The sequence below is a fragment of the Paenibacillus sp. AN1007 genome (assembly GCF_040702995.1).
Classification (GTDB): Bacteria; Bacillota; Bacilli; order Paenibacillales; family Paenibacillaceae; genus Paenibacillus.
The window spans coordinates 5765091-5790000 of the sequence record NZ_CP159992.1; the positions used below are offsets into that span (position 1 = coordinate 5765091).

Annotated in this window: 25 protein-coding genes, 2 rRNA genes and 1 riboswitch (1 of these 28 running past the window's edge); of the genes, 2 read left to right on the top strand and 25 right to left on the bottom strand. The window is 46.3% G+C overall.

The window, feature by feature from the left end; genetic code table 11:
• Positions 1 to 79: 79 nt before the first annotated feature.
• The 12 genes from glmU to ABXS70_RS26020 form a co-directional block, all read right to left on the bottom strand.
• Complete coding sequence (glmU, locus tag ABXS70_RS25965; RefSeq protein ID WP_342553599.1) at positions 80 to 1480, bottom strand: bifunctional UDP-N-acetylglucosamine diphosphorylase/glucosamine-1-phosphate N-acetyltransferase GlmU; 1401 nt, start codon at positions 1478 to 1480, stop codon at positions 80 to 82.
• Positions 1481 to 1826: 346 nt separating this feature from the next.
• Positions 1827 to 2111 carry a septation regulator SpoVG gene (gene spoVG, locus ABXS70_RS25970; RefSeq protein WP_017691372.1) on the bottom strand — a complete coding sequence of 95 codons (285 nt, stop codon included), beginning with the start codon at positions 2109 to 2111 and terminating at the stop codon, positions 1827 to 1829.
• Between the two features lie 188 nt (positions 2112 to 2299).
• Positions 2300 to 3127 carry a pur operon repressor gene (purR, locus tag ABXS70_RS25975; protein ID WP_342553598.1) on the bottom strand — a complete coding sequence of 276 codons (828 nt, stop codon included), beginning with the start codon at positions 3125 to 3127 and terminating at the stop codon, positions 2300 to 2302.
• Positions 3128 to 3223: 96 nt separating this feature from the next.
• A complete protein-coding gene (gene ispE, locus ABXS70_RS25980; RefSeq protein ID WP_342553597.1) occupies positions 3224 to 4078 on the bottom strand; it encodes a 4-(cytidine 5'-diphospho)-2-C-methyl-D-erythritol kinase in 855 nt (284 codons plus the stop codon).
• A 150-nt stretch (positions 4079 to 4228) separates the two neighbouring features.
• Positions 4229 to 4402, bottom strand: coding sequence for a small, acid-soluble spore protein, alpha/beta type (locus ABXS70_RS25985; protein ID WP_342553596.1), 174 nt, complete (start codon positions 4400 to 4402; stop codon positions 4229 to 4231).
• Between the two features lie 254 nt (positions 4403 to 4656).
• Positions 4657 to 4929, bottom strand: coding sequence for a biofilm formation stimulator Veg (gene veg, locus ABXS70_RS25990; protein ID WP_342553595.1), 273 nt, complete (start codon positions 4927 to 4929; stop codon positions 4657 to 4659).
• Positions 4930 to 5103: 174 nt separating this feature from the next.
• Entirely contained in the window at positions 5104 to 6000 is an 897-nt protein-coding gene (yabG, locus tag ABXS70_RS25995; RefSeq protein WP_342553594.1) for a sporulation peptidase YabG, read from the bottom strand.
• Between the two features lie 57 nt (positions 6001 to 6057).
• Positions 6058 to 6951, bottom strand: coding sequence for a 16S rRNA (adenine(1518)-N(6)/adenine(1519)-N(6))-dimethyltransferase RsmA (gene rsmA / locus ABXS70_RS26000; protein ID WP_342556186.1), 894 nt, complete (start codon positions 6949 to 6951; stop codon positions 6058 to 6060).
• Between the two features lie 13 nt (positions 6952 to 6964).
• Complete coding sequence (gene rnmV, locus ABXS70_RS26005) at positions 6965 to 7510, bottom strand: ribonuclease M5 (RefSeq protein WP_342553593.1); 546 nt, start codon at positions 7508 to 7510, stop codon at positions 6965 to 6967.
• A 154-nt stretch (positions 7511 to 7664) separates the two neighbouring features.
• Complete coding sequence (locus tag ABXS70_RS26010) at positions 7665 to 8849, bottom strand: ubiquitin-like domain-containing protein (protein WP_342553592.1); 1185 nt, start codon at positions 8847 to 8849, stop codon at positions 7665 to 7667.
• Between the two features lie 268 nt (positions 8850 to 9117).
• Positions 9118 to 9370: riboswitch (cyclic di-AMP (ydaO/yuaA leader) on the bottom strand.
• 241 nt (positions 9371 to 9611) lie between these two features.
• Positions 9612 to 10379 (bottom strand): TatD family hydrolase, encoded by a 768-nt coding sequence (locus ABXS70_RS26015; RefSeq protein ID WP_342553591.1) that lies wholly within the window; start codon positions 10377 to 10379, stop codon positions 9612 to 9614.
• A 339-nt stretch (positions 10380 to 10718) separates the two neighbouring features.
• Complete coding sequence (locus ABXS70_RS26020; protein WP_342553590.1) at positions 10719 to 11996, bottom strand: HD domain-containing protein; 1278 nt, start codon at positions 11994 to 11996, stop codon at positions 10719 to 10721.
• 328 nt (positions 11997 to 12324) lie between these two features.
• Between ABXS70_RS26020 and ABXS70_RS26025 the strand changes: the two genes are divergently transcribed.
• On the top strand, positions 12325 to 12579 hold the full coding sequence (locus ABXS70_RS26025) for an AbrB/MazE/SpoVT family DNA-binding domain-containing protein (RefSeq protein ID WP_017691383.1): 255 nt from the start codon (positions 12325 to 12327) through the stop codon (positions 12577 to 12579).
• 246 nt (positions 12580 to 12825) lie between these two features.
• Here ABXS70_RS26025 and rsmI read toward each other — a convergent pair whose 3' ends face one another.
• The 10 genes from rsmI to ABXS70_RS26075 form a co-directional block, all read right to left on the bottom strand.
• Positions 12826 to 13710, bottom strand: a complete 885-nt coding sequence (gene rsmI / locus ABXS70_RS26030) for a 16S rRNA (cytidine(1402)-2'-O)-methyltransferase (protein ID WP_342553589.1) — start codon at positions 13708 to 13710, stop codon at positions 12826 to 12828.
• Positions 13711 to 14490, bottom strand: coding sequence for a tRNA1(Val) (adenine(37)-N6)-methyltransferase (locus tag ABXS70_RS26035; protein ID WP_342553588.1), 780 nt, complete (start codon positions 14488 to 14490; stop codon positions 13711 to 13713). It lies immediately after the preceding gene.
• 75 nt (positions 14491 to 14565) lie between these two features.
• Positions 14566 to 14934, bottom strand: coding sequence for a DNA replication initiation control protein YabA (locus ABXS70_RS26040; RefSeq protein ID WP_342553587.1), 369 nt, complete (start codon positions 14932 to 14934; stop codon positions 14566 to 14568).
• Positions 14935 to 14962: 28 nt separating this feature from the next.
• Positions 14963 to 15763 carry a stage 0 sporulation family protein gene (locus ABXS70_RS26045; RefSeq protein ID WP_342553586.1) on the bottom strand — a complete coding sequence of 267 codons (801 nt, stop codon included), beginning with the start codon at positions 15761 to 15763 and terminating at the stop codon, positions 14963 to 14965.
• A gap of 114 nt (positions 15764 to 15877) precedes the next feature.
• Positions 15878 to 16849, bottom strand: coding sequence for a DNA polymerase III subunit delta' (gene holB, locus ABXS70_RS26050; RefSeq protein WP_342553585.1), 972 nt, complete (start codon positions 16847 to 16849; stop codon positions 15878 to 15880).
• A gap of 9 nt (positions 16850 to 16858) precedes the next feature.
• Complete coding sequence (locus ABXS70_RS26055; protein ID WP_342553584.1) at positions 16859 to 17302, bottom strand: YaaR family protein; 444 nt, start codon at positions 17300 to 17302, stop codon at positions 16859 to 16861.
• A 357-nt stretch (positions 17303 to 17659) separates the two neighbouring features.
• Entirely contained in the window at positions 17660 to 17989 is a 330-nt protein-coding gene (locus ABXS70_RS26060; RefSeq protein ID WP_047914178.1) for a cyclic-di-AMP receptor, read from the bottom strand.
• Between the two features lie 63 nt (positions 17990 to 18052).
• Positions 18053 to 18700, bottom strand: a complete 648-nt coding sequence (tmk, locus tag ABXS70_RS26065; RefSeq protein WP_342556185.1) for a dTMP kinase — start codon at positions 18698 to 18700, stop codon at positions 18053 to 18055.
• Between the two features lie 672 nt (positions 18701 to 19372).
• Complete coding sequence (locus ABXS70_RS26070; RefSeq protein ID WP_342553583.1) at positions 19373 to 21103, bottom strand: aminotransferase class I/II-fold pyridoxal phosphate-dependent enzyme; 1731 nt, start codon at positions 21101 to 21103, stop codon at positions 19373 to 19375.
• 189 nt (positions 21104 to 21292) lie between these two features.
• A complete protein-coding gene (locus tag ABXS70_RS26075; protein ID WP_145406591.1) occupies positions 21293 to 21478 on the bottom strand; it encodes a sigma factor G inhibitor Gin in 186 nt (61 codons plus the stop codon).
• Between the two features lie 423 nt (positions 21479 to 21901).
• Between ABXS70_RS26075 and ABXS70_RS26080 the strand changes: the two genes are divergently transcribed.
• Positions 21902 to 22426 (top strand): hypothetical protein, encoded by a 525-nt coding sequence (locus ABXS70_RS26080; protein WP_342553582.1) that lies wholly within the window; start codon positions 21902 to 21904, stop codon positions 22424 to 22426.
• A 270-nt stretch (positions 22427 to 22696) separates the two neighbouring features.
• Here the strand turns inward: ABXS70_RS26080 and ABXS70_RS26085 are convergent, their stop codons facing one another.
• From ABXS70_RS26085 to ABXS70_RS26095, 3 genes are all read right to left on the bottom strand, one after another.
• Positions 22697 to 23137 carry a hypothetical protein gene (locus tag ABXS70_RS26085; RefSeq protein ID WP_342553581.1) on the bottom strand — a complete coding sequence of 147 codons (441 nt, stop codon included), beginning with the start codon at positions 23135 to 23137 and terminating at the stop codon, positions 22697 to 22699.
• Positions 23138 to 23345: 208 nt separating this feature from the next.
• Positions 23346 to 23462, bottom strand: a 5S ribosomal RNA gene (rrf, locus tag ABXS70_RS26090).
• Between the two features lie 96 nt (positions 23463 to 23558).
• Positions 23559 to 24910, bottom strand: a 23S ribosomal RNA gene (locus tag ABXS70_RS26095); it runs 1591 nt beyond the window's last position.

Consider the following 24910-nt stretch of genomic DNA (forward strand, 5'->3'; position numbering starts at 1 on the left):
CTGGTTCATTGGAATCTATAAGCGTCTGCGACATGTCGGCACCTCCCGGGAAGCGGGAGGTAATTCGTTATCAAAACCCTTATTCGGGTTTAGCATTTTGTTTCTTGGCTTTAGCACGTCCGCGGATTTTTTCCGCATAACCGGCTTTGTTCTCCTGGCGTGGACGAGCAATCGCCAGATCATTCTCAGGAACGGAATGTGTAACGGTGGAACCTGCAACGACATAAGCGCCTTTTCCAACCGTAATCGGAGCAATCAAATTGACATTACTGCCTACAAAGGCATCATCTTCAATGATTGTTACAGCCTTATTATATCCATCATAATTGACGGTTATTGCCCCGCATCCAACATTTACGTTCTTCCCTACCTGAGCATCCCCAATGTAGCTAAGATGGGACACTTTGGAACCTTCGTCAATTGTAGCATTTTTCACTTCAACAAAGTCACCAATTTTTACGCTGCGGCCTAACTTGGTGCCCGGGCGCAGATTGGCGAAAGGACCTACGGTTGCATCAGGGCCAACTTCTGCCTTGGACAGCACCGAATGTTTAATCACGGCACCATCTTGAATGATACTGTCTTCGATATCTGTATGAGGCCCGATATGACACCCTTCACCAATCGAAGTAGTACCTTTAAGAACGGTTCCCGGATACAATACTGTATCTGATCCAATCGTAACATCTGCCCCGATATATGTCGATGACGGATCGATGATGGTTACACCGTTCAACATATGACGGACAGCCAGACGTTCACGCATGTATGCCTCTGCCTGTGAAAGTGCAAGTCTGTCATTAACGCCAATAGACTCTGCAATATCATCAGACATGTATGCCTCAACAATCTCGCCCTCACTTTTGAAAATGCCAACCACATCTGTCAGATAATACTCACCCTGAGCATTCTGATTGGTTACCTTCTCCAATGCTGCAAACAGCTTCGCATTATCAAAGCAGTATGTGCCTGTATTGATTTCCTTCACAGCGTCTTCCTGTGGTGTGCAATCCTTCTGCTCCACGATCCGCTGTACAGAACCGTCTTCTCCGCGGATTACACGTCCATATCCCTTCGGATTATCGAGCTGAGCTGTGAGCACTGTTGCAGCTGCACCACTCTCCTCGTGAAGTTTCATCAGACCTTCCAGCGTTTCACTGGTAACGAGAGGTGTGTCACCACAAACTACAATTGTTGATCCAGTTTCACTGCCAAGCAGGGATTTAACTTGTTTTACAGCATGCCCTGTACCGAGCTGCTCTGCCTGAAGTGCGTATTCTGCTCTGGAACCTAAAAATGACTGCACCGCTTCGGCCCCATGTCCGACAACAACCACGCTGCGTTCAACACCTGCGCGAAGTGCTGCATCCAGCACATGTCCAACCATAGGTTTACCGCATACGGGATGCAGCACTTTGTACAATTTAGATTTCATTCGTTTGCCCTGCCCTGCGGCTAGAACAATTGCCATGCGTTTCAAAATTAACGACCTCCTGTTCTGAAAATCCCATTGAATGGTTTGCACATTTATATATCCAATGGGCATCGTTCAGCCGGCTCCATGCCGGTCTTGTTCATCGCCTGCTGTCTCTGTAATCACGCGTAACAACGAAATCAAGAGCAATTCATGACCCGTTATATGACGCCGTGTACTCGTGAGCTTAACTGAATCCCAACGATTCCTAAGATGCCGCTCTGCAACCGAACGCATGACGCGCTCCGGTTCTCTTTGAATAAACTCAATACTGAATATATCTTATTCCGGTCAAAAAGAAAAGAGAGCCATAAGACATGGCTCTCTTTTCCTTCGAACCCCAATAATGTTCTCAGGCACCTTCTTCAATGACTTCTTCCTCAGTTGCTGCACGGTCATATTCAGTTAATACTGCTGCCTGAATCTTCTCACGTGTACCGGAAGAGATCGGGTGGGCGATGTCACGGAACTCTCCGTCAGGAGTCCGCTTGCTCGGCATTGCAACAAACATTCCGTTGTTACCATCGATGACACGAATGTCATGAACGACGAATTCGTTATCGATGGTAATGGATGCGATAGCCTTCATTCTCCCTTCCGAGTTAACGCGGCGGAGTCTGACATCCGTAATTTGCATGTGTGTGTTCACCACCTTTTTCCATCAGAACTTGGTGTATAATTCCACACAGCCTATACGAACTCCTTCTTTTTATAACCATAAAAATGTCCTAATTTCAGGAATTTTTTTATTTAATACACAATTCGACAATGTTAGTCCCAGGTCGATGGAAAAGAACCTTTCCCGACATGTTATTCGCCATGATTCTACAGATTGAAATAGTTACCTGGCGAGACAGAAATGTGTCTGCTCTTGGCATCAACCGCTGTCAGCTTCGTGAGAGATACGTAATCCGTCAGCAAACGCTCCTCTGAATCTACAGAACCAGACTCCACCAAAACACCAACTCCGGCCACTGTCGCATTAAACTCCGCGAGCAGATCAATCATGCCCTGAACAGTACCCCCGGCCTTCATGAAATCATCCACGATCAGCACCCGGGAATGTTCTTTCATAGCCCGGCGGGATAGGGACATCGTATGCAGACTTTTGTGGGACCCCGATACATAATTAATACTTACGGCCGATCCTTCTGTAGCCTGATGGTCCCTGCGAACAAGTACAACAGGAAGGTTGAGCTGGGCCCCGGTAGCATAAGCAAGCGGGATTCCTTTGGTTTCCACCGTCATGACTACATCAATGTTCATATCGCCAAAAGCTGTTGCAAAAATTTTACCCGCTTCATTCATCAGAGCCGGCTGTCCCAGAAGGTCTGACATGTACAGGTATCCCCCTGGCAAAATCCGATCCGGCTGCGCGAGCTGGGTTGACAGCCGCTCAGCAAAAGCAAGTGCATGTTCAACAGGCACCTTCGGAATCCACTTCACTCCGCCCGCAGCACCTGCCAGCGTGTGCAGTTCTCCCGACCCACCTTCTTCGAACACTTCCTTGATAATAGCCAGATCCTCACTAATGGATGACTTGGCAGCACCATAACGTTCGGCAAATGTGGTGAGCGGAATCACCGTATGTGGTCTGGACAATAAGTATTGCGTCATTTCAACCAGCCTTGCGCTTCGTTTTAACTTCTTCACAGAGATCCATCCTCACGATCACGGAAACATCCAAATCCGAATAATTATTTAAAAATATACCACCTTTATACGTGTTTGTACATTATAAAAGTAAATTTACGTTAACATCCGTACAGCGTAGACTTCTTTGCAAAATCCCCGCAGCCCATTATAAATTCGTGCAACCTTGGCTTCCTTGGACACGAGTCCAAATACAGTTGGACCACTGCCAGACATCAACACGCCGTCTGCGCCAAGACGAATCATAGCATCTTTGAGATGCTGTACCTCAGGATAAAGTTTCAAAGTCACATCCTCCAGCACATTGCCCATCTGGCTGCAGACCTCAGTAAAGGATTGATTGCGAATGGCTTGTTCCATTTTAACTGCACTTGGATGCCGAACAATCTTGTCACTGCGAAAACGTCCATATACATCAGCCGTCGATACATTGATTGGAGGTTTCGCCAGAATAACCCAACACTGCGGCGGATTAGGAATCGGAGTTAACTTCTCCCCCCGCCCTGTTGCAAGTGCAGTTCCACCTGTAATACAGAACGGTACATCCGAGCCGAGTTCTGCTCCAAGTTCCTGCAATTCCTGATCCGGTATATTCAGCCGCCATAGACGATTCAGACCTCGCAGCGCTGCGGCAGCATCACTGCTGCCGCCGGCGAGACCGGCAGCGACCGGAATTTTTTTGTCCAGATGAATATGAACTCCCGTACGTACGCTGTAACGCTCCTTGATGAGTCTCGCCGCCTGAAAGGCCAGATTCTTCTCATCCAGCGGAATATAACCCGCCTGGCTGGAGATTACAATGGTATCTCGCGGCAGTTCTGACATCTCAAGCCGATCGGCCAGATCAACCATCGTCATGATCATTTCAACTTCATGAAATCCATCACTTCTTTTATGTAGAACATCCAACATCAAATTGATTTTAGCAGGCGCTTTTTCGTAAATTTTCAAGACGTTCACCCGTCCTCACCTTTTCCCTAAGACAACTTAACATATTATATCAAAATGGGGCTGTCAAGTCATTTGTATTCCGCATCTAGGGGGAAAAAGCGGGGTGTCTCAAGATGAATTGCCCCGCTCTCCAATCTGGTTAAATTGTAGCTATGATTTACGCGCTGCCTGCTCTGCCATCTGAATTGCCCGTTTCACCATGTTACCCGCATCCTTGGCCTTGATCCCACCCCAACCTTCCTGCTGAACAGTGTCGTAGAAGCCCAGATCTTTCGCAAGCTCATACTTCAGTTCCTCCGACATGACACTTCTTCTTCGACTCATAAACCATCCTCCTCCAGATCTTGATCAAGTCACAATGAGTCCCTCTGATTCGGGATCGTTTAATCCCCAGGTTCTGGTGCATGCTTCCCGTCGTAACGAACGGGCGCATTCCTTGACCTGTTCAAATAGTATGCCGCCTGCATTCCATCGTCATTCCTGCATATGTATGGTTTCAATCTTGGGAGAAGCTGCATTCGTACTAAAAAATATAAAAAGGCGATTCGCTGTGAAAGCGAATCGCCTGAAACCAATGCTTACGTCTCCATGTAGGAGCTAGTCTCGCTGCCTGGGTCAAAGACCATAACTTCCACAGACTCCGTAAGTATATCCGCATAGCTGTAAGATACTCGCTTGAATGTTTCCTGCTCCTCATCAAGCTTTACAATAAAAACAGAAGGGTACGTTTCTTCCAATACACCCGTACGCTCAATCGTCTTACGGCGGCCACCATTAGCCCGCAGCGTAATTTTCTGACCAATATGTGCATCGAGATTGCGTTTGATATCCAACAGCGTATTTTTAGCCATTGTGGACGTCCACCTCTTTTCTTGTCCATTATACTGAATTTTACAGCCATTGTCAAATCAAAGCTAAATATTATATCAGCACTAAAAAGTTGCTGTCAATGATTTTTTTTGCAAATAAAAAAAGCCCCTTTCAGGGCTGCTGCTGGACCGGAGTGCGACTCCGGTATAACTTCATCAGACTGCAGATGGATTTACTTTTAGCGTAGATAAATCATTGAGTCCTGGCAGGCCTACCCGGTAACTGCCTTTGGTTTCCACACCACCTACACCTTGGATACCGCTAATCGTATTATGCAGTACATCATTCATGTTTACGGTATCCCGAACGGATGTGAACGAAGCCTTGGCGGCCACATAGACGGGATCAAGTGCATGAATGAGAATTCGACCTGGAGAACTTGCAAAGTTTGCGCCGGCACGCAGCAGTGCTTCAAAATGAGACTGACAGGCCCCTGCAATAATGGTCAGCGCATCAAGATGACGCTCATACTGCCTTGCGACCTGAATGGCCGAGACAAAATTTTGTGAATTTTTATAACTCCCCAAACTATAGAGATCATAGGGCTGCCTTGTCTTTAACACACCATCATGACCAGTAATCACTACGATATCCGGACGAACTTTGGGCAGCAGGCGGTATAACGTATCTGCCATTGCTGATTCATGCACATACTGTCCTTCTGCAGGAACACGAAGCTGTTCATACAGATTCATGCTTTTTTTCAAATAATTCGGGTCACCATCCAGGTGCAGCACCTTGCCGGGCATTTCGAAATACGCAGGCTCCTGCTGTGCAGCCCATTCCTGCATCAAACCTTCCCGGTTACGCTCTGCCTGCTCCATACGATGCTGCTGCAGGCGGGAGAGCGTCTGATGGGCTTTAATATGTGCCTGACGCGTTTTTGCACTCTGTGGTTCGTAAGGAACCTGTATCAAATCGTCCACCGGGGAGTCAGCCAGCAGCCGGAACTCGGTCCCTTTAATGACCGCAGCATCTGACTGGAGTCCTTCTACCCGAAAAGTCACATCGCCACCGTATGACTTCCGAACGACCAAGTCTCCGATATTCATCACCATTATCACCTCTACCCCATCGTATGGGCAGAGACCCGGATTGGTTCATTAAAATTACAGTCCGCCGCGAACCCCGGCTTCCCACATTACCGTGCTGAGGGTCGCATACTCCTGCAGACTTAATGTCTCTCCGCGCCGTGAGGGCTGTATACCTGCCTGCTCCAACAGTTGATCCGCCTGCTCTCTGTTCTCCTTCGAGAAGAAGCGGGCTTTAAGATTGTTGGAGATTGTTTTTCTCCGCTGCGCAAACGAAGCCTGCACGACTTCAAAATAATGCTGTTCGTTCGGAATCTGCACTGGAGGCTGGTCACGAACCTTCAGCTTAATAACTGCTGACTCTACGTTAGGCTGCGGGATAAATACGGTAGGCGGTACCACACAGACCAGTTCCGGCATACTGTAATACTGCACGGCAATACTCAGACTTCCATAATCCTTGGAACCTGGTGCCGCCGCCATGCGTTCAGCTACTTCCTTCTGGATCATGACCACGATGCTGTCTACAGGCAGCTTCTCTTCCAGCAGCTTCATCATGATTGGCGTCGTTACATAATAGGGAAGGTTCGCAACAACACTTACTTTATCAACCGAAGCGAAGTCTGATGCAAACAGCGCAGCCAGATCCAGCTTAAGAACATCTCCGTGATGAATGCGTACATTGGGATACGGCTCCATGACCTCTCCAAGGATCGGCAGCAGACGTTGGTCAATTTCCACAGCCGTAACAGGACCAGCCGCACGCGCGAGGCGCTCCGTAAGAGCTCCAATCCCCGGACCAATCTCCAGAGCGCCCTTGGACTCGTCCAAATCGGCAGCGCCCACGATTTTGTTCAATATATTTTGATCGATCAGGAAGTTCTGTCCCAGACTCTTCTTAAAGGAGAATCCATGCCTCTGAATAATTTCCTTAGTGCGTTTGGGTGTTGCAATTTCAACGGTTTGTTCCATGTCTTTCATAACCTCACAATCCTTCACGTTCGATTTGCGCTAATGCATCGGAGAACTCTTCTCTTGTAATCTGGAAAACACTCAGCCGTTTGTGAAACTGTTTGCCGTTGCAATACCCGATCCCCAGCAGGTTGCCCATCTCCATGCGTCTTGCTGCAGCTTGCGGGTGTATAATCAGTCCTGCCTCAATGAGGTCTTCCCAATCAATCAGACTTGGTGCACCTTCATAGGATGTGTGTACACGTGCCAGAGCATGACGTATGGCCTCCGGTGAAGCATTCTCAACGCCGATATCCCCTTTACGTGTCGCATCTGCCTCTGGAATGAACGCATGTTTGCAGCCTGGAATCTTATTGGCAATGATTTTACGAATACGCTCACCCGCATGGTCCGGATCTGTCAAGATGATGACACCCCGTCTCTCCTGAGCAAGTGCAATTCGCTTCAGTATACGCTGATTAATAGCAGAACCTCCGGTTTCGATCGTGTCTGCTTCAACGGCCCTTCTAATGGCTACCGTGTCGTCACGGCCCTCCACAACAATTACTTCTTTTATCATGTTCCAATTCTTCCTTTCTAACGCAAAAAGAAGAGGAATATCCTCTTCTCTGCCAAACGGCGGAGGAGACTGAATTCAGACTCCTCCGCCGCATATTCCGCATGAATCTTCATGCAACTATTTTATAGCATTCCCATTTCAAAGTAAAACGATTTTAGTTCGCTTCCGGCTTCACGGGTCCAATCACATATACCGTTTTGCCTTTCTTACGTCCGAAATTCAGGGCATGCTTCACACTGTCATAATAAACATCAATTTTGTTGCCTTTAATCGCACCACCGGTATCTTCCGCACGACGGAAGCCTAGGCCCTCGATGTATACCCACCAGCCAATTGGAATGACTTTCGGATCAACTGCGATAGTGCGGCCTTCCGTTACACGAGTACCGGAAGCTGTCTTCGTACCAATGCCTGGCTCTTCAGCAGAGTAGGCTGTCATGGATACATTTTTCAGAACTTTAGAATATTTAAAAGAATTCCCGGAGACCGTAATCACCTTGCTGCCCGAGGCAGATGTTTTCTTCGAGTTCGATACTGCTGTTTTGCTGCTTTTCGAAGTTTTGGCCGATACCAATTGAACCTCTGGCTTTTTCTCAACCGGCTTCGCTTTTGTACCTACTGCAATAACTTTGTCTACACGATTGGAAGCAATCGTTTTGCCGACCATTTTTTTGGAGACGAGTTCTCCATCTTGAAACACTTTTTCGATATGCTGCACAAGTGTGCCTTCCTGACCTTTCACTACTACACGATTATCCCCTTGGAACAAACTAGGATCTGCTGTTTTGACAACCTTGTAGGCAATCGGATGCTTCACGTCCACTGTACGCTTTGTTACACGCACTACACGAATCTTCATATCCGATTTTACAGTAGTTCCGAGCGCTGGATACACTTTATCATGCTTTGCAACTTCAATACCTGATTGCTGAATTACATCTTGTACCGATGAATCGGTTGTATACAGAGTCTTGGTGTCTCCGTCTGCCGTAATGTTAACTGGGATGGCCCGCTCAATAACGATTCGGTCTCCGTCCGTAATCGCCCCATTCATGGGCATGGATACCTTGTCGTGAGGGCTGACTGTGATTGACTGCTCCTCCAGCATTTCCTGAAGCATTCCTGTACGAGTCTCTACCACTTGAGCTTTGCCGTCAATAACCAGTGAAATCTGCTTCCCGGCCTGACCGTAAACGACTAACAAGATCATGATTGCAAGCGCAATTGAGAATATCGCGATCAGTGCCATTTGACGCAAGTTCTCATGCTTCCACCGCAACGCGAAAGACTTACTGGATGATCGTGACTCATGGGTCTCTTCTGGTTGGAATCTGCCCACTTCTCCGTCCTCCTTCATAGCCTCGCCGTCTAAAGTAATGCATGATGTCTTTGACGCGACTATACCAAATTTTCTACAGAACACAGATCAGAGGTAATGATCGGTCCTGCACCATGAACCCCTCTTCGCAGCATGATGTCATCCTCCTGAATACTTACCGTATGATGACTCTATTTCTTTTATTCAAAACAAAAAAAGCCAAAGAAAGAGTGTAAGAGACTCTTTCGTGGCTTCCGAATGATTTGAATATCGGAAATTCATGCACGAGGTTGCCTCTCTTTTTCCGCTTGCGAGGTTAGCTGTCGGGTTCGGGCGAAAGAGAGCCGCCCTATCTCAGGTCACCCGCTCATGGCGGACGCCCTTGAATTCACCCCGAGACCCAAAGAAGAAATCAAATACGGCTTCGCAGAACATTCCACTGTTTTGGGTCAGCGAACGATGCGCATCGGCTGCATTCACCGATGTTTAAGCCCTATTGGTTCCCCCGCTCTCCATTAACGGAGACTCAGCGAGATTGATTCATGAAAGTAATGTTGTCTTATCGGAAAGTGTCCCTTTGTTCATCCCCCGAACATCTGTCCAATTTTCCGCACAACAATTCACTGAAAAGATGATATCCTGTTTTGATGCATGTTGTAAAGCATGGATCAAGTACGTTTTTCTAAATATTTGGTTAAAATATTGTAATATTCTTCAATAATTCGAATCAAAGAGCAAATTACCTCTCGTTAGCTTCCTTTTTCACCTGATTTACTCCTTTTTTTACCGAATCCCAAATCGTTCCATGGCATTTTTGGTGGTTATTGCAGCAATTTCCTCCACCGAAATGCCTTTAATTTCCGCAGCGGCTTCAGCAACCAGACGTACATGCGCTGTTTCATTTCTCTTTCCACGATAAGGGTGAGGTGTAAGATAAGGGGAGTCTGTTTCTAGAAAAAATCGATCCATCGGAACCTTGGCCAGCACCTCTTTAGGCTGCTTCGCATTCTTGAATGTGATTGGCCCTCCAAAAGAAAGATGGAAGCCCAATTCCAGACACATTTTCGCCGTCTCCCAGCTGCCTGAGAAGGAGTGCATCACACCGCCAACCTCACTCGCTTTCTCTTCACGCAAAATACGTACAATATCCTCATGGGCATCCCGATTATGGATGACAATGGGCATATTTAATTCACGTGCCAATGCAATTTGTTGTCGTAATACGCGGTGCTGTATTTCCTTAGGTGAGGTGTCCCAGTGATAGTCCAGACCGATTTCACCAATGGCTACCACCTTTTCGTGTTTGCACAAAGATGCAATCCATTCTAAATCACCCTCCTGCATCGTGATTGCATCCACCGGGTGCCAGCCTACAGCTGCATAGATGAAGTCATACGTTTCAGCCAGTTTCATCGTCGTTGGAATCGTCTCCCGATTAAAGCCAATGTTGATCATACGAGTAATGCCTGCATCAACAGCCCGCTGGATCATGTCCTCTCGGTCTTCGTCGAATTGTGGTGCATCGAGATGTGTATGTGTGTCGAATAACATAGTGTTTATTTCTCCCTTCATGTCGAAAATCGAATACCGATTATATGCATTAGAATTTTGAATTTATTTTTTTGAAACACAAATTTTGATTGGGACATGCCGCGATTTCTGTATTTTCACTTTTAATACTCAAGCTACTATATATAGAAGGAAAATAAAAAGTCAAATCTACATCTTGCAGCTAAACCGGATTTAAAACTGTATATTTACTCACTTTGATTACAAAATTATGTCGATCTACATATCCTCGCCATTAAAGCAGATTAATGTATCATGTAAAATAGCTCTTTTAGAAAGTCTTTTGATATCAAAATGTTTCACCTGCCGCATCATTCATGATTACAAAAAATAGGGGCGTATATGGGACGGTAATTCATGAAGGATGGCATCAACCTTGTTCTGAGGATAGTACAGATGATGTTTGCCCAGATGAAGTCCACTGATCGAACGTACAATATCAGACACTTCTGACAACTCGTGCAGCTTGTCCTGCCTATCCAGTAAAAGAATCTGCTTATCCGTGGATTGATCTGGACGAAACACGTCGTAAGGATTATCCGTTGGGAAATCAACCTCAAGATCGTATTCCGGATTCAACCCTGCATGAGCAAAAGCTTCCCTAATTTCTTCAACCATGTCCAGATCCGTCTGTTCGAGCTCCACATACTTATACAATCTGCGATCCATAAAGCGTTCGCACAGCTCACTCAGAACAGTATCGTCCTCTTTACGCCACTGCATAAAGGCTGTTTGAATCAATGATTCATCAAGCTGCAGATATTCATCAACGGAAATTTCTCCATAAAACAGTTTGGGCAGTGGTTCTACCATAAAGCGGAACGGAAAGCTCTGCTCCACTAATGCTTTTGCCCGTTTGAAGATTTGCCGTAATATAATTTCCGAGCTTCGCGTTACGGGATGGAAGTAAATCTGCCAGTACATCTGGTACCTTGACATCAGGTAATCTTCTACAGCATGCATGCCGGACTCTTTAACCACGATTCGCCCATGAAATGGACGCAGCATCCGTAGAATACGGTCCAGATCAATTGTGCCATAATTTACGCCTGTAAAGTAGGCATCCCTGAGCAGGTAATCCATCCGGTCAGCATCAAGCGGGCTGGTCACCAGATTCACAACGATTGGTTTATCATATGTTTTCTGGATGACTGAAGCCACCTTCTCGTCAAAATCAGGAGCGTACCGTCTTAGAATCGCCCCTACTTCGGTATCCCCCTTGATAATGCGGCACGTCCAGTCTTCATGATTCATATCAAAAGCTTCTTCAATGGAATGAGAGAACGGTCCATGTCCAAGATCATGAAGCAGGGCAGCACACAAGGCCACCAGTTTTTCTTCCTTTGGCCAGTCTGAATAATGACTTCGTTCAAACTGTGAGATGATTTTGCGAGTAATTTCGTATACACCTAAGGAGTGGGAGAAGCGACTGTGTTCTGCCCCATGAAAAGTAAGATAGGATGTTCCTAATTGACGAATGCGGCGCAGCCGTTGAAATTCAGGTGTATTGATCAACTGCCAAATAATCGGTTCTTGCACATGAATGTAATTATGTACCGGATCTTTAAACACTTTTTCTTCTGTCAGACGATGTTCCATTTCATTTCACTCCTTTTAAAAAATTATCTTAACCTAAATATTATCGCGTTTGGCTTCATTTTTCATCAAAGATTCGACACACTTTGACGAATTTTGTCGAATAAAGAACTTTTGTCGTTTTCCAAATCGACAAAGCTGACATGCATGTTCAAATATGAATTTACGCTCTTAACCCCTTACCACCAGCAAACTTAAGAAAAATACCCTTAATTTTAAGCTAATTTTAAGGTTGACTGTTTTGGGAATCGTTGGTATGATGAGTATCATAAAACATAAAATAATGTCGAATAATGACAATGATAGTTAGCTGAGAGGAGCACTGATTATAATGATGAAATCAACAGGTATTGTAAGAAAAGTGGATGAACTGGGACGGGTAGTTATTCCAATCGAATTGCGCCGTACACTCGGTATTGGTGAAAAAGATGCTTTGGAGATCTATGTTGACGGTGAGCGCATCATGCTCAAAAAATATGAGCCAGCTTGTATCTTCTGCGGTAATGCAGAGAACGTTACGTACTTCAAAGGCAAAATCGTTTGTAACGAATGTATTTCCGAAATCCCTGCACCTGTCGCAAAATAAGAAGAAACAGGCATACTGGAATTATTCAAATTGTTAATTCTAACCTTTCTATATTCCTTAATAACCTTCCCGGTGAAAATCACCGCTGGAAGGTGTTTTTTTATCTCTTCAAAGAGCAGACACACATTTTTCACATTTCTACGTGCTGCCCTTTTTACATTTTAAGGTTATATTAAGGTTTCTTTTAAGCTCCTGCTCATTATTTCTAACCATTTCAGGGCTCTCTTCAGATTCAGACTTCATAAATTACTCAATTAAAGCATTATAGACATCGCGTTTGGTCAGACCCCGATCAGCTGCTGTTTTTTTCATCGCATCCTTACGGCTGTTCCCTTCATTTTCGTAGTGTTCCACATGTTTCTCCAGTGACATAACCTGCCACCAAGCTTCCCGTTCAGCTTTACGTTCCTCTTCTCTAATCCCTTCAACCAACAGACAATATTCACCCAGAGGTGGATGCTCCTCCAGCCATTCAATGCATTCCTGCAGACTGCCTCTGACAAACTCTTCATGCCGTTTGGTCAGCTCACGAGCGAGTACAATCGAGCGCTCGCCCAGGATTTCCTCCAGATATGTTAATGTTTTGCGGATACGGTGAGGAGACTCATAGAAAAGCAGTGTACCGTTGGACTCATTAAAAGATTCCAGTACCTTACGCATATCCTTTTTCTCACGCGGCAGAAATCCCCCAAAGGTAAAACGTTCCGTCGGTAATCCGGATACGATTAGAGCGGACAACGCTGCATTGGGACCCGGAATGGGAATGACGGTAATTCCTGCTTCAATCGCAAGCTGTACCAGATCAGAACCAGGGTCTGAAATGGCCGGCAGACCAGCATCACTAACCAGAGCCAAATTTTTTCCTTCTATTATATAGCGTATCAATTCAGGGCCACTTGCACCCTTATTGTGCTCGTGATAACTAAACAGCATGGAAGGTGTAATTTCAAAATGGGTGAGCAGTTTACGCGTCTGACGTGTATCCTCAGCAGCGATGATATCACAGCTCTGTAATGTCTTGATAGCCCGGAAAGTCATATCCTCCAGGTTTCCGATCGGAGTCCCGACCAAATACAGTTTGCCACTATGCTCGGACTGCTCACTGTAGCTTTTTTGGACTTGAATAACCATCTAGTTCCCTCCTTCCTCTGTGCGTTCAGCATGCTGCTGTCCATAATAGATGTCCATAATCTCATTACAATAGCTGCCCTGTTCATTATAAACAATGAGCGGAGGCAGCATACGTACCTCAGGTCTGCCATCTTTCATCGCTTCAATCAGCACCATATTGGCCTCCAGATGTGCTCGCGGGTGTACCATACGAATGCGCTTGGGTTCCAGCTTGTATTCACGCATTAATGATATAATCTCCCCGAGACGCTGCGGCCTGTGTACCATGGATACTTTTCCACCATTACGTACGAGACGATTGCATGCTTGAATGACCTCTTCAAGTGTACATCCGATCTCATGACGTGCCATCGCCTGATGTGTATTCATCTTGAGGTCACTTCCATTAAGCGGCATGTACGGAGGATTCACTGTAATCGCATCATACACTGCATGTCCTGTTTCTTTAACCAATTCCCGCAAATCTCCCTCACGAATAAGGATAGATCCATCTAACTTATTCAGCTGTACACTCCGGCGTGCCATATCAGCCAGTCTCGGCTGAATCTCAATGCCTTCCAGGTTTGCCTGCGTACGTGTTGTCAGCAGAATAGGCACGACTCCATTTCCCGTGCACAAATCCAGGACACGCCCCCGTTTCGGTACAGAAGCAAATCGGGCCAGCAGTACTGCATCCATAGAAAAGCTGAACACTTCATCACTCTGAATAATTCGTAAATTATGAGAGAGCAGATCATCGATCCGCTCCGATTCCTGTAAAATTACTTCTTGGTCTGCCATATAGTACACTCATCCTCCGGTACGTTAAACGTTTATAACCTTGAAAAAAAACCGTAGGGAATCCCTACGGTCACTTCATTTATTCAAAAAAGACAGGCAGAACAGACAATCGCCTTCCGTCCGCAAATGTCCATAGTAGACGTTGCAGATATGGAATCCTTCATGATAGAGCCGAGCTAGATTATCATAACCCTCACCTACTACATCTTCGCCTGCAGCTGGACCAGCTGGTCTTGCAGCAGGAGCAAGAGCAGCTGAGATTGGCAGATCTGCTGGTGCTTCTCGCTTCAGCAGTTTGCGAAGCTGCTCATTTTCAATGGTAAGCCGCTGGTTATCTTCCAGCAGCTCTTTGACAATCATTTTTAATTCTGATAAATCACCGTGCAGCTGACCCATTTGGGTTTCCATTTCATGAATGTGCGTAAACAGATTTTTCTTTTCCAAGTTTCCACCCCGAAGCAACCTTAATGGTTTACTTGATAACGACGTCATCCAGCGGAAGTTCTTTGACTTTACTGATGTCGAACAGTTGAACATGCACCGTGCGGCTGCCAGCATTAATTCCGACAACTTTGCCTTCACCCATTGAGGTGACAACCAGTTTGCCTACAGCCGGCAGTTCTTCTCTCACACTTTCATAATTATCATGCTCAAATTTCAGACAGCACATAAGTCTTCCGCACAACCCTGAAATTTTCGTCGGATTCAGTGACAGGCTCTGATCTTTAGCCATCTTGATTGATACCGGCTCAAAGTCCCCCAGCCAGGAGGAGCAGCATAATACACGACCGCAAGGTCCAATTCCTCCGAGCATTTTTGCTTCATCGCGAACACCAATCTGTCTCAGTTCAATTCGTGTCCGGAAGATGCTTGCCAGATCCTTGACCAGTTCGCGGAAATCGACTCTTCCTTCTGCTGTAAAATAAAAAATGATTTTATTGCGATCAAACGTGAACTCCACATCAACCAGCTTCATTTTGAGGCCGTGGTCTCTGATTTTATTTAAACAAGTACCGAATGCTTCCTTGGCTGCACGCTTGTTCTCATCCACCACCCGGGCATCTGTCTCCCCTGCAACGCGGATAACCTTTTTGAGCGGCAGTACCACATCAGCCTCGCCTACTTCCTTCTTGCCCACGACAACCTTACCATACTCAACCCCTCGCGCCGTTTCCACGATCACGCAGTTTTCTTTCTCGATAGGAAGGTCCAGGGGATCGAAGTAATAAATTTTGCCCGCTTTTTTGAAACGGACACCCACTACACTGTACAAAAAATTAACCCCCTTGTAAGCCAACCCCACTTCGTCTGAAGCCCTGACTTCTTAGGGAACCCGCCGAAGTTATAACCGTTTGCATAGGATTGGAACTCACGCGATCCTCCAGCCTTATGCCAAACCGATCAAAAATTGCTCCAGACAAAGCTGGCCATTGACATTAAAACGCAATTTTTTTCTGCATGCCGCGGCCAAATCCATATAGGAGACCCACTGCTCTGTGCTGCGGGTATGTGCCAACTGAGACAGCATGTCTAACTGATCTATAAAAACGATATGTTCATGCCTACCGTACTGAACATACAGCATGTCCCTAAACCACAAATGGAACAAACTAAGCAGCATGTCCAGGTGTTCTGAGAGTCCTGTTTTGAAAAGCTTCTGCTGTGCCGAGATCAAAGATGTACTCCCTCTGCCCAGGGACTCCTTCCCTAATTGTAACATTACGTTTCTAATTTCTGCAAACCAATTCTGCTGGAGAATTTCTCTACATGCTTCCAGTCCTGACGCTAAATGGACAGCGGGCCTTGCCAAATTTGCAGGATAACCTTCATCAATCAACGATTGAAGCATCTCGTCCGGATTCAGTGCACTGAAAGGTACCATCTGGGAACGTGATCGAATCGTAGGCAGCATAGCTTGACCATTGTCTGTAATCAAAATTCCTACGGCCGGAACTTGAGGTTCCTCCAGAAATTTCAATAAGCTGTTGGCCGCCTGAACGGTCATCTTCTCGGCCTGTTCTATAATATATACCTTAGGATGTCCAGCCTCCGACCTATAGGAGAAAATACGCTGTAAATCCCGAATCTGATCTATTTTAATGTTATTGCCGTCCGGCGCAAGCATCGTCAGGTCTGGGTGATTTCCATGCTCAACCTTGCGGCATTCTAGACAATGCCCGCAAGCATCATCCTCCAGCTCTGTGCAGAAGATGGCCTTGGCAAACGCCACAGCTGTCTGAAGCTGCCCACTCCCGGATGGACCACTAAACAAATACGCATGACTGATGGCCTGCCGTCTCAAACTGCTCTGTAACAATTGCTTAGCCGCCTGTTGGCCCATAATTTGTTGAAAGGACATACTTCCTCCTCAGAAGCTTAAATTAATAAGCATCCCCCGAATTTCTCCTACCTGCTGTAAGAGAGAGATTTTTCCTTCTTCTGTATCCAGCAACTCATCTGCCATAGATAACAGAGCCGAGTCAATCTCATCAATCAGTTTGTACCGTTTACCTCTGCCCCGGCGATCCCAACCCCTTGTTTCTTTCATGGAGACACCGCGGCGGACCGTTTCTTCCAGGAACCTTTTGACAAGCTGCTTGTATGCCTTTAGCTCACGAATCGTCATGGATCGGGCCAATCGATCACCTTGAGTCTGGATTTCGCTTAATCGGCGGTTAAGTTCTGCTTGCGAAGCCCGCTCCCCCTGGTGGTTCATCATATCAGAGAAACTTTTGGATTGAACCGGCTTGGAGCCGGAATCGTTGGAACTGATTCCGCTCTGCAGCGGTCTGAATCCAGGATTGATTTTCATGGATATGCCCTGCTTTCTATTATCTTTGGTAATCGCACATCAGCACAGAGCGCGCTGCGCCTGTGCGTGAGATCAACCTATATGCTTGAATACACTGTGTATATAATGGTAGAGAAAATATCCTTATCTACGCTTGTGTTCGAAGTCGCCTCTCCCAAAAGAAGCATATCACTTTGAAGTAAAATCCTCTTTGGGAGAGATTATGCCTCTTCTTGTCATTGACAAGGGCATTCCATAAGTGGAACGTACGCATACAGGGATACGTCCTTTTACATCGTTCGTTATCATCATTCAGAAGGCAATCATGCTATCGATAATGAAAAATACTCATGGATTTCATACAGAGTGGATTAGAAATTAAAAATGCTCGAAACGATCTACCGGAAGAACAAATACAGTAGCTCCACCGACTTGAACCTCAACAGGCAGCGGCAGGTAAGAGTCGGTCGTTCCACTCATCGGTGTAACCGGAGTTACGAGCTGTTCACGAACCTTACAGCTGCTGCGAATAACGTTCATAACGGATTCGACCTGACTATCATCGACACCGATCATAAACGTCGTGTTGCCTGCCTTCAAAAATCCACCCGTACTGGCAAGCTTGGTTGCCCGAAAGTTCGCTTTGACCAATGCGCTGGATAATCGGTTGCTGTCTTTATCCTGTATAATCGCAACAATCAGTTTCATCCTGCATAACCTCCTTTAGAATAAGCATTTCTATCTAGAATGCCCTGTCTATATATTAGACAATTACTCGCCAAAATCCTTCAAAATCCCGCTCTCCAACGACAAAATCATCGCTTTCTCTACCTCATCCGGAGCCTTCGAAGCATCAATGACATGGATGCGCTCCGGAAACTGTTTCTGGAGCAGCAGGTAAGCTTCACGGACCTTACGATGAAATGCCAGATTCTCCAGATCAAGACGGTTAACCTCACGACCATCATGCGCTTCAATACGGCCAAGCCCCTGTTCCGGCTCAATATCCAGATAAAGAGTCATGTCAGGCATCAGATCCCCAATCGCAAAACGATTAATTGCCCAGACATTCTCTATCCCGAGACCACGGGCGTATCCTTGATAAGCCAAACTGCTGTCAACAAACCGATCACAGATCACCGTTTTGCCGGCCTGCAGTGCAGGTTCCACCTTCTCTGCGAGATGCTGACTTCGGGCTGCTGCATAGAGCAGTGCTTCGGTTCGGGCATCCATCGCTGTATGAAGAGGGTCAAGGATAATGCTGCGTATTTTCTCTGCAATCTCAATTCCGCCAGGCTCTCGTGTAATTACGTAAGGTATACCCCGTTCTTCAAAATAAGAACCGATTCTACCAATCATGGTCGTTTTACCTGACCCCTCTCCTCCTTCCAGCGTAATGAATTTACCTCTGCCCTGCATATGCTTCCCTGCTTTCTTATTCATAGCTGCATCACTTTATCGCCATTATGCATATGCCCAGACCCTCTTGCTTCAAGATATGATCTCCGCTGCCCAGAGGTGTATAGAAACAACTGCATTTAATAACACAAAAATAATACAAGCTTATTTTCTTTCTATCATACTATAACGCGGCTTTTACTCCAACAGGCATCATGTGTCCTTTTTCAACCATAATATATATCCTTTTAAAGTAAGACAGCAGCACTCGTCTAAGCTCTTGAAACATCATATAAGAAGAGGTATATTCGCTCAACATTAATTTGTACAGAGTCTTATGACAAGCTGCATGTTTTCGGTGCTTCTTTACGCCCAACAGCATTCTGCAGATGCAGTTTAACTTACATAATAAGATTTGAACAAGACTATATCGTAAGGATGACACATGAATGAAAACTGTTTTACTGGATCTCCATTTAACATAAAGTAAGGTAATATGACCTGATAGTACTCAGCATGCTGCTTTAATTGTAGTAGGGACATTAGGTATAGAATCGCAGCCATCTTATCATAAACAGTAACCTTTGAATGCTGCTTCGTCTGAATTTCACTCGTCCCAAGAGGCATTCAAAAGGGTGTTTATACGAGAGGATATGTGATAACTGCACTATTTTCTTCAAATGAAGATAACACCTACGATGACTTATGCTTCATGACTTTTAGTATCTGATTTGTATGATCTGAAATCCCTTGAAATTTAGCTCCAGCATTGCGCAGAACCCGAATCCGAGCTGCAATTTTTGGAGTTATTTGCTCACCAGGATACACTAGAGGAATCCCTGGAGGGTACGGAATAACCATCTCTGCCGATCGATAACCTGCACAGTCTTCGATCAGAACTTCAACTGTATCTGTCTCCTTAATCGGTTGTAGGGAGAATGGAACAGGCGCTGACAATGATTCATTTTCTTCTATATTGTTCCACGTGGAAACATAGGATGGTGCATTATTTCGAGAAGCAGACTCTACAGACTCAGTTGATGACGGTGAATGTTCTGGCTTATAGGCAGCGTTAATATGCCTTAAAGCCTGCAGCACATGCTCGGCATCCTGCAATGTCGAGCCAAGACTAAAGAGCAGGACGACGTACCGCTCGTCGCTCATCTCCGGCACGCAGCCGCAAGCTTCCAGCTGCCGTTGCAGTTCATAACCGTTCAGCATCCCTGTGTCGTCATATATGACGACCTTGAAGGGGTCCTGAGCGGTATATCCTTTGCGGCCAGCCATTGCGGCCGGAATTTCATCGCCGCCGGCCGGCTCAAGCTGCAGCTGTCCGGTAGGCTGCAGCAGCTTGAAGCGCGGCAGCTCTGGGAGGCCGCGCTTCAAAGCATTCACGGCAGCAAGCCCTGCCGTGAATGCTTCCGCGCCGTGCACATGCAGCAGCCGGCGCGACAGATCAAGCGAAGCCATCACCGGGTAGGATGGGCTTGAGCTCTGCACCATGGCCAGACGCTGCCGAAGCAGGGACCGATTCAATCGTGGTCCCTGAATGTGCAGCATGGCTCCCATGGTGAAGGCGGCCAGCATCTTGTGCGTTGACTGCACTACACCGTCTGCTCCGCAGGACAGTGCAGATACAGGCAGCTCCGGATGCTGCCCATAATGTGCGCCATGCGCTTCATCCACGAGCAGCGGCATGTCAGCCTCGTGGCAAACTCCGGCAATGGGTGTCAGATCTACACCCATGCCATAATAATTCGGCAGTGTGACAAATACGCCCTTTGCCTCAGGATACTTCTGGACAGCAGCCTGAACCGTCTCAATGGACGGCATGACAGCAAGTCCCGATTTAGGGTCAACCCACGGCTCCAGGAATACTGCCCTTGCGCCTGCCAGCATCAATCCGTGTATAACCGATTTATGTACATTACGCTGTACCAGTACAATGCTTTCAGGCTCATCACAGATGGTGAGCAGCAAAGACAGATTACCGGCTGTGCTTCCCCCGACCAAAAAGAAACTTTCTTCCGCTCCAAAACAATCCGCCGCCATTTCCTGAGCCTCACGGATTACTCCCTCAGGATGGTGAAGGTCATCCGTTCCGGTAATCTCTGTAACATCCATCTCCATCATTTCCAGATAGGCATTAACCGGCACGACGGTATTACTCATATGATCTGCATTATCCGACTGATCTGCGGCAGCCCTACTCAGCTTGCTCTCTCCATCCTCTGTACGATCCCTTCTCCATGGATACTGTACATCTTGCAATGCATTTGTGTGCTGCATCCATTGGCGATAGACTTGTCCATTCTTGTGTCCTGGTACATGAAATGAACGCTGATCCGATTGACGATATGCAAGCAGCGCTTCATATATAGGAGCTTTGCTTTTATCTGAACCTGGTGTATTGTTTTCGCTCATAATATATCCATCCTGTTACTGTTATTTTCGTAAAGTATATTTCTCCGCTCTTTGTATCAGCATACGCCTTCTTATACATGTCAGACAAGACAGTCCCCGCCATACAACAAAAAAAGGCCTCTTGGGCCTATATTCAATAACAATGTCACCATATGCATTTCTAGTTCTATGTGGAGAATGAATTGTCCATTAAGCGTTCTTCTGCACCCAAATCTGTTTCATCTGATGAATAAAAAAGTTATACTTTGCATCCTGTGCATCGGTATGAACCATCTCTGCTTCACAAGTATCGCATATGAATTCAGATACAATAAAAATGCCTTCTTTCTTCCGCTGCTCGCAAATAATACATGTGTGTTCGGCATGTTCTTCCATGAACCATCCCACCTTGTTTTACGTTTACTATCAGTATTGCACAGTTTCTATTATTTTAAACATTTTCATAGTGCTTTCTTTCTATAAAATATATATATTCGCTCACCCCTTAATGGGTGTCTGTACCGGTAATATACAACAACTTTCTTACATACAACTATAATCATCTTTGATGATTCAACTTTCCATATCCCTTTAAAAGACAATACTGATATACTGCATTCCTGCATATATCCCTAAACCCATCAAGCCTACGATAAATAACCTTTAAAAAAATTGAAATTTTAGCCGATATATAAGATATGATAACGATAACAGTATTTATGGCTGAACATCATCATCCATCACGATTCCTGAACTCCCCATACATATGCTTACACAATCTAATACACCATGTTATTTTAAAGGAGGACTTAACAACGTATGACCGCCGAACCGGAGAATAAGGCAACCTTTTATCAGTACCGACTTCTGAAAAAAAAAGCTATTGCCCGCAGTGTCATATACAGCTACTTATCTCTGCCCGTTATCATGCTATTCTTTAATCTGCTAGCTTTCTCCTGGAACGGCCTCTTTTTCTTTTTACTGGCAGGGCCAATTACCGTCTGGATTCATTATGTCATTGCCAGAACAATATTACTTCTGGTCCGCACCTCGTATACCAAGCGTTGGCGCTGGAACCTGCGCATGCCTTGGTTCGGCTATGTACCGGATCAGCACTTCAGCTACCGAATGTTTGTCCGGGTCCATCTGAACATCAGCTGGATTGGCTTGTGTATCATTACTGTGTGTTTGTTATGGTCCCCAGTCTCCTTCACACTGTCACTCATATTCTGGCATCTGTGGCTGCTTGGCCCTCGCCTATATGTTGTTCTGATTCTTGCACGTGGACGTAAAGATGGTCTCATCAAATTAAACGATCAAGATGTCTCTTATTACCTGCAGTAAATAGCTATATGCTGTACCTGCAGTCTCCAGACAAGGTTGTCCACAGTGGATAACCTCGTCTCGCTTTCCCTCCATGTAGTTATCCACAGCACAGCCAAGTGAATCTCTCCGTCTCATGGCGACTTTCTGCTCACAATAAACCTACTAATTCAGTGTTTTTCTATGAAGCCCAACTTGCAGCCAACAAAAAAAGTCCTCACCTCAACCGATGAGAACTTCATGATATAGGAACATTACAATGTTAATTTATACACTCTATCATCACTGGATTCATTCATCTTCGCCCAGTGATTTTATTGTAGTTTGGGTTGTTTCATTTCGGGGAACCATCAGCGTAAACGATCCATCATGGACAGCCAGCTGTACAATATGGCCATCCTTTGAGAAAACATGCAGGTTACTGGAGGAATTCGATGAACGCTTGGCCTGTCTCTCCGTCCAACCCCAACTTTTGATTTCGTCAAGGTATACCTCAGGTAAGCTGGTATTCTCACTGATTCCAGACAATGTATATCGAACATAATCCATATCCGAACTATTTTCGGACTGGTCAGATTTATTCGCTACTTTCGGTACAGGGAAACTCTTCTCGTTAACTGCACCTTCATATGAGATCCAAACAGATCCTGAAGCCTCACCGCAACCTGCAAGAACGATTACAAGACAAAGCAGCATCACTGAATGGAGTCCTAATCTCCGCCAACTTAACACACACACCCTCCTTTTCACAGCTGCACAATCCAGCTCTTCGGTCAGGTACTTTTAGCATATTTAACATAGTCCTATTATACTGGTTTTCCCCCTGCCATCCGTAACAAAAATGTTACCTGACTATAACGAAGATGTCAGAGCTTGATCTCAAAAATAAATATAAACACAAATAAAAACCACCACCGAACATCATCGGCAGTGGTTCTTTGCTTGGCGGCGTCCTACTCTCCCAGGACCCTGCGGTCCAAGTACCATCGGCGCTAGAGGGCTTAACGGTCGTGTTCGGGATGGGTACGTGTGGAACCCCTCCGCCATCGCCACCAAACGCGATTGGATCGAAGCATAGCTTCTTCCATTCATCAGAGTTATTGTTCTCTGAAAACTAGATTCGAAACGAAACTCACGCGACTCGAACTTGCTATTGGATAAGCCCTCGACCGATTAGTACTGGTCAGCTCCATGCATTGCTGCACTTCCACCCCCAGCCTATCTACCTCGTCGTCTTCAAGGGGTCTTACATACTGGGAAATCTCATCTTGAGGGGGGCTTCACGCTTAGATGCTTTCAGCGCTTATCCCGTCCGTACATAGCTACCCAGCGGTGCTCCTGGCGGAACAACTGGTACACCAGCGGTACGTCCATCCCGGTCCTCTCGTACTAAGGACAGCTCCTCTCAAATTTCCTACGCCCACGACAGATAGGGACCGAACTGTCTCACGACGTTCTGAACCCAGCTCGCGTACCGCTTTAATGGGCGAACAGCCCAACCCTTGGGACCTACTTCAGCCCCAGGATGCGATGAGCCGACATCGAGGTGCCAAACCTCCCCGTCGATGTGGACTCTTGGGGGAGATAAGCCTGTTATCCCCAGGGTAGCTTTTATCCGTTGAGCGATGGCCCTTCCATGCGGTACCACCGGATCACTAAGCCCGACTTTCGTCCCTGCTCGACTTGTAGGTCTCGCAGTCAAGCTCCCTTATGCCTTTGCACTCTTCGAATGATTTCCAACCATTCTGAGGGAACCTTTGGGCGCCTCCGTTACTCTTTAGGAGGCGACCGCCCCAGTCAAACTGCCCACCTGACACTGTCCCCGTACCCGCTGAGGGCACCAGGTTAGAACCTAGATACGATCAGGGTGGTATCCCAACGGTGCCTCCACACAAGCTGGCGCTCATGCTTCAAAGGCTCCCACCTATCCTGTACAGATCGTACCCAAATTCAATATCAAGCTGCAGTAAAGCTCCATGGGGTCTTTCCGTCTTGTCGCGGGTAACCTGCATCTTCACAGGTATTAAAATTTCACCGGATCTCTCGTTGAGACAGCGCCCAAGTCGTTACGCCATTCGTGCGGGTCAGAATTTACCTGACAAGGAATTTCGCTACCTTAGGACCGTTATAGTTACGGCCGCCGTTTACTGGGGCTTCGGTTCACAGCTTCGGATTGCTCCTAACCACTCCCCTTAACCTTCCAGCACCGGGCAGGCGTCAGCCCGTATACTTCGCCTTACGGCTTCGCACAGACCTGTGTTTTTGCTAAACAGTCGCTTGGGCCTTTTCACTGCGGCCCCCTCGTGCTATTCACACTACCGGGGCACCCCTTCTCCCGAAGTTACGGGGTCATTTTGCCGAGTTCCTTAACGAGAGTTCTTCCGCGCGCCTTAGAATTCTCTTCTCGCCTACCTGTGTCGGTTTGCGGTACGGGCACCTTCATCTGGCTAGAGGCTTTTCTTGGCAGTGTGAGATCATGACCTTCGCTACTGTAATTTTCACTCC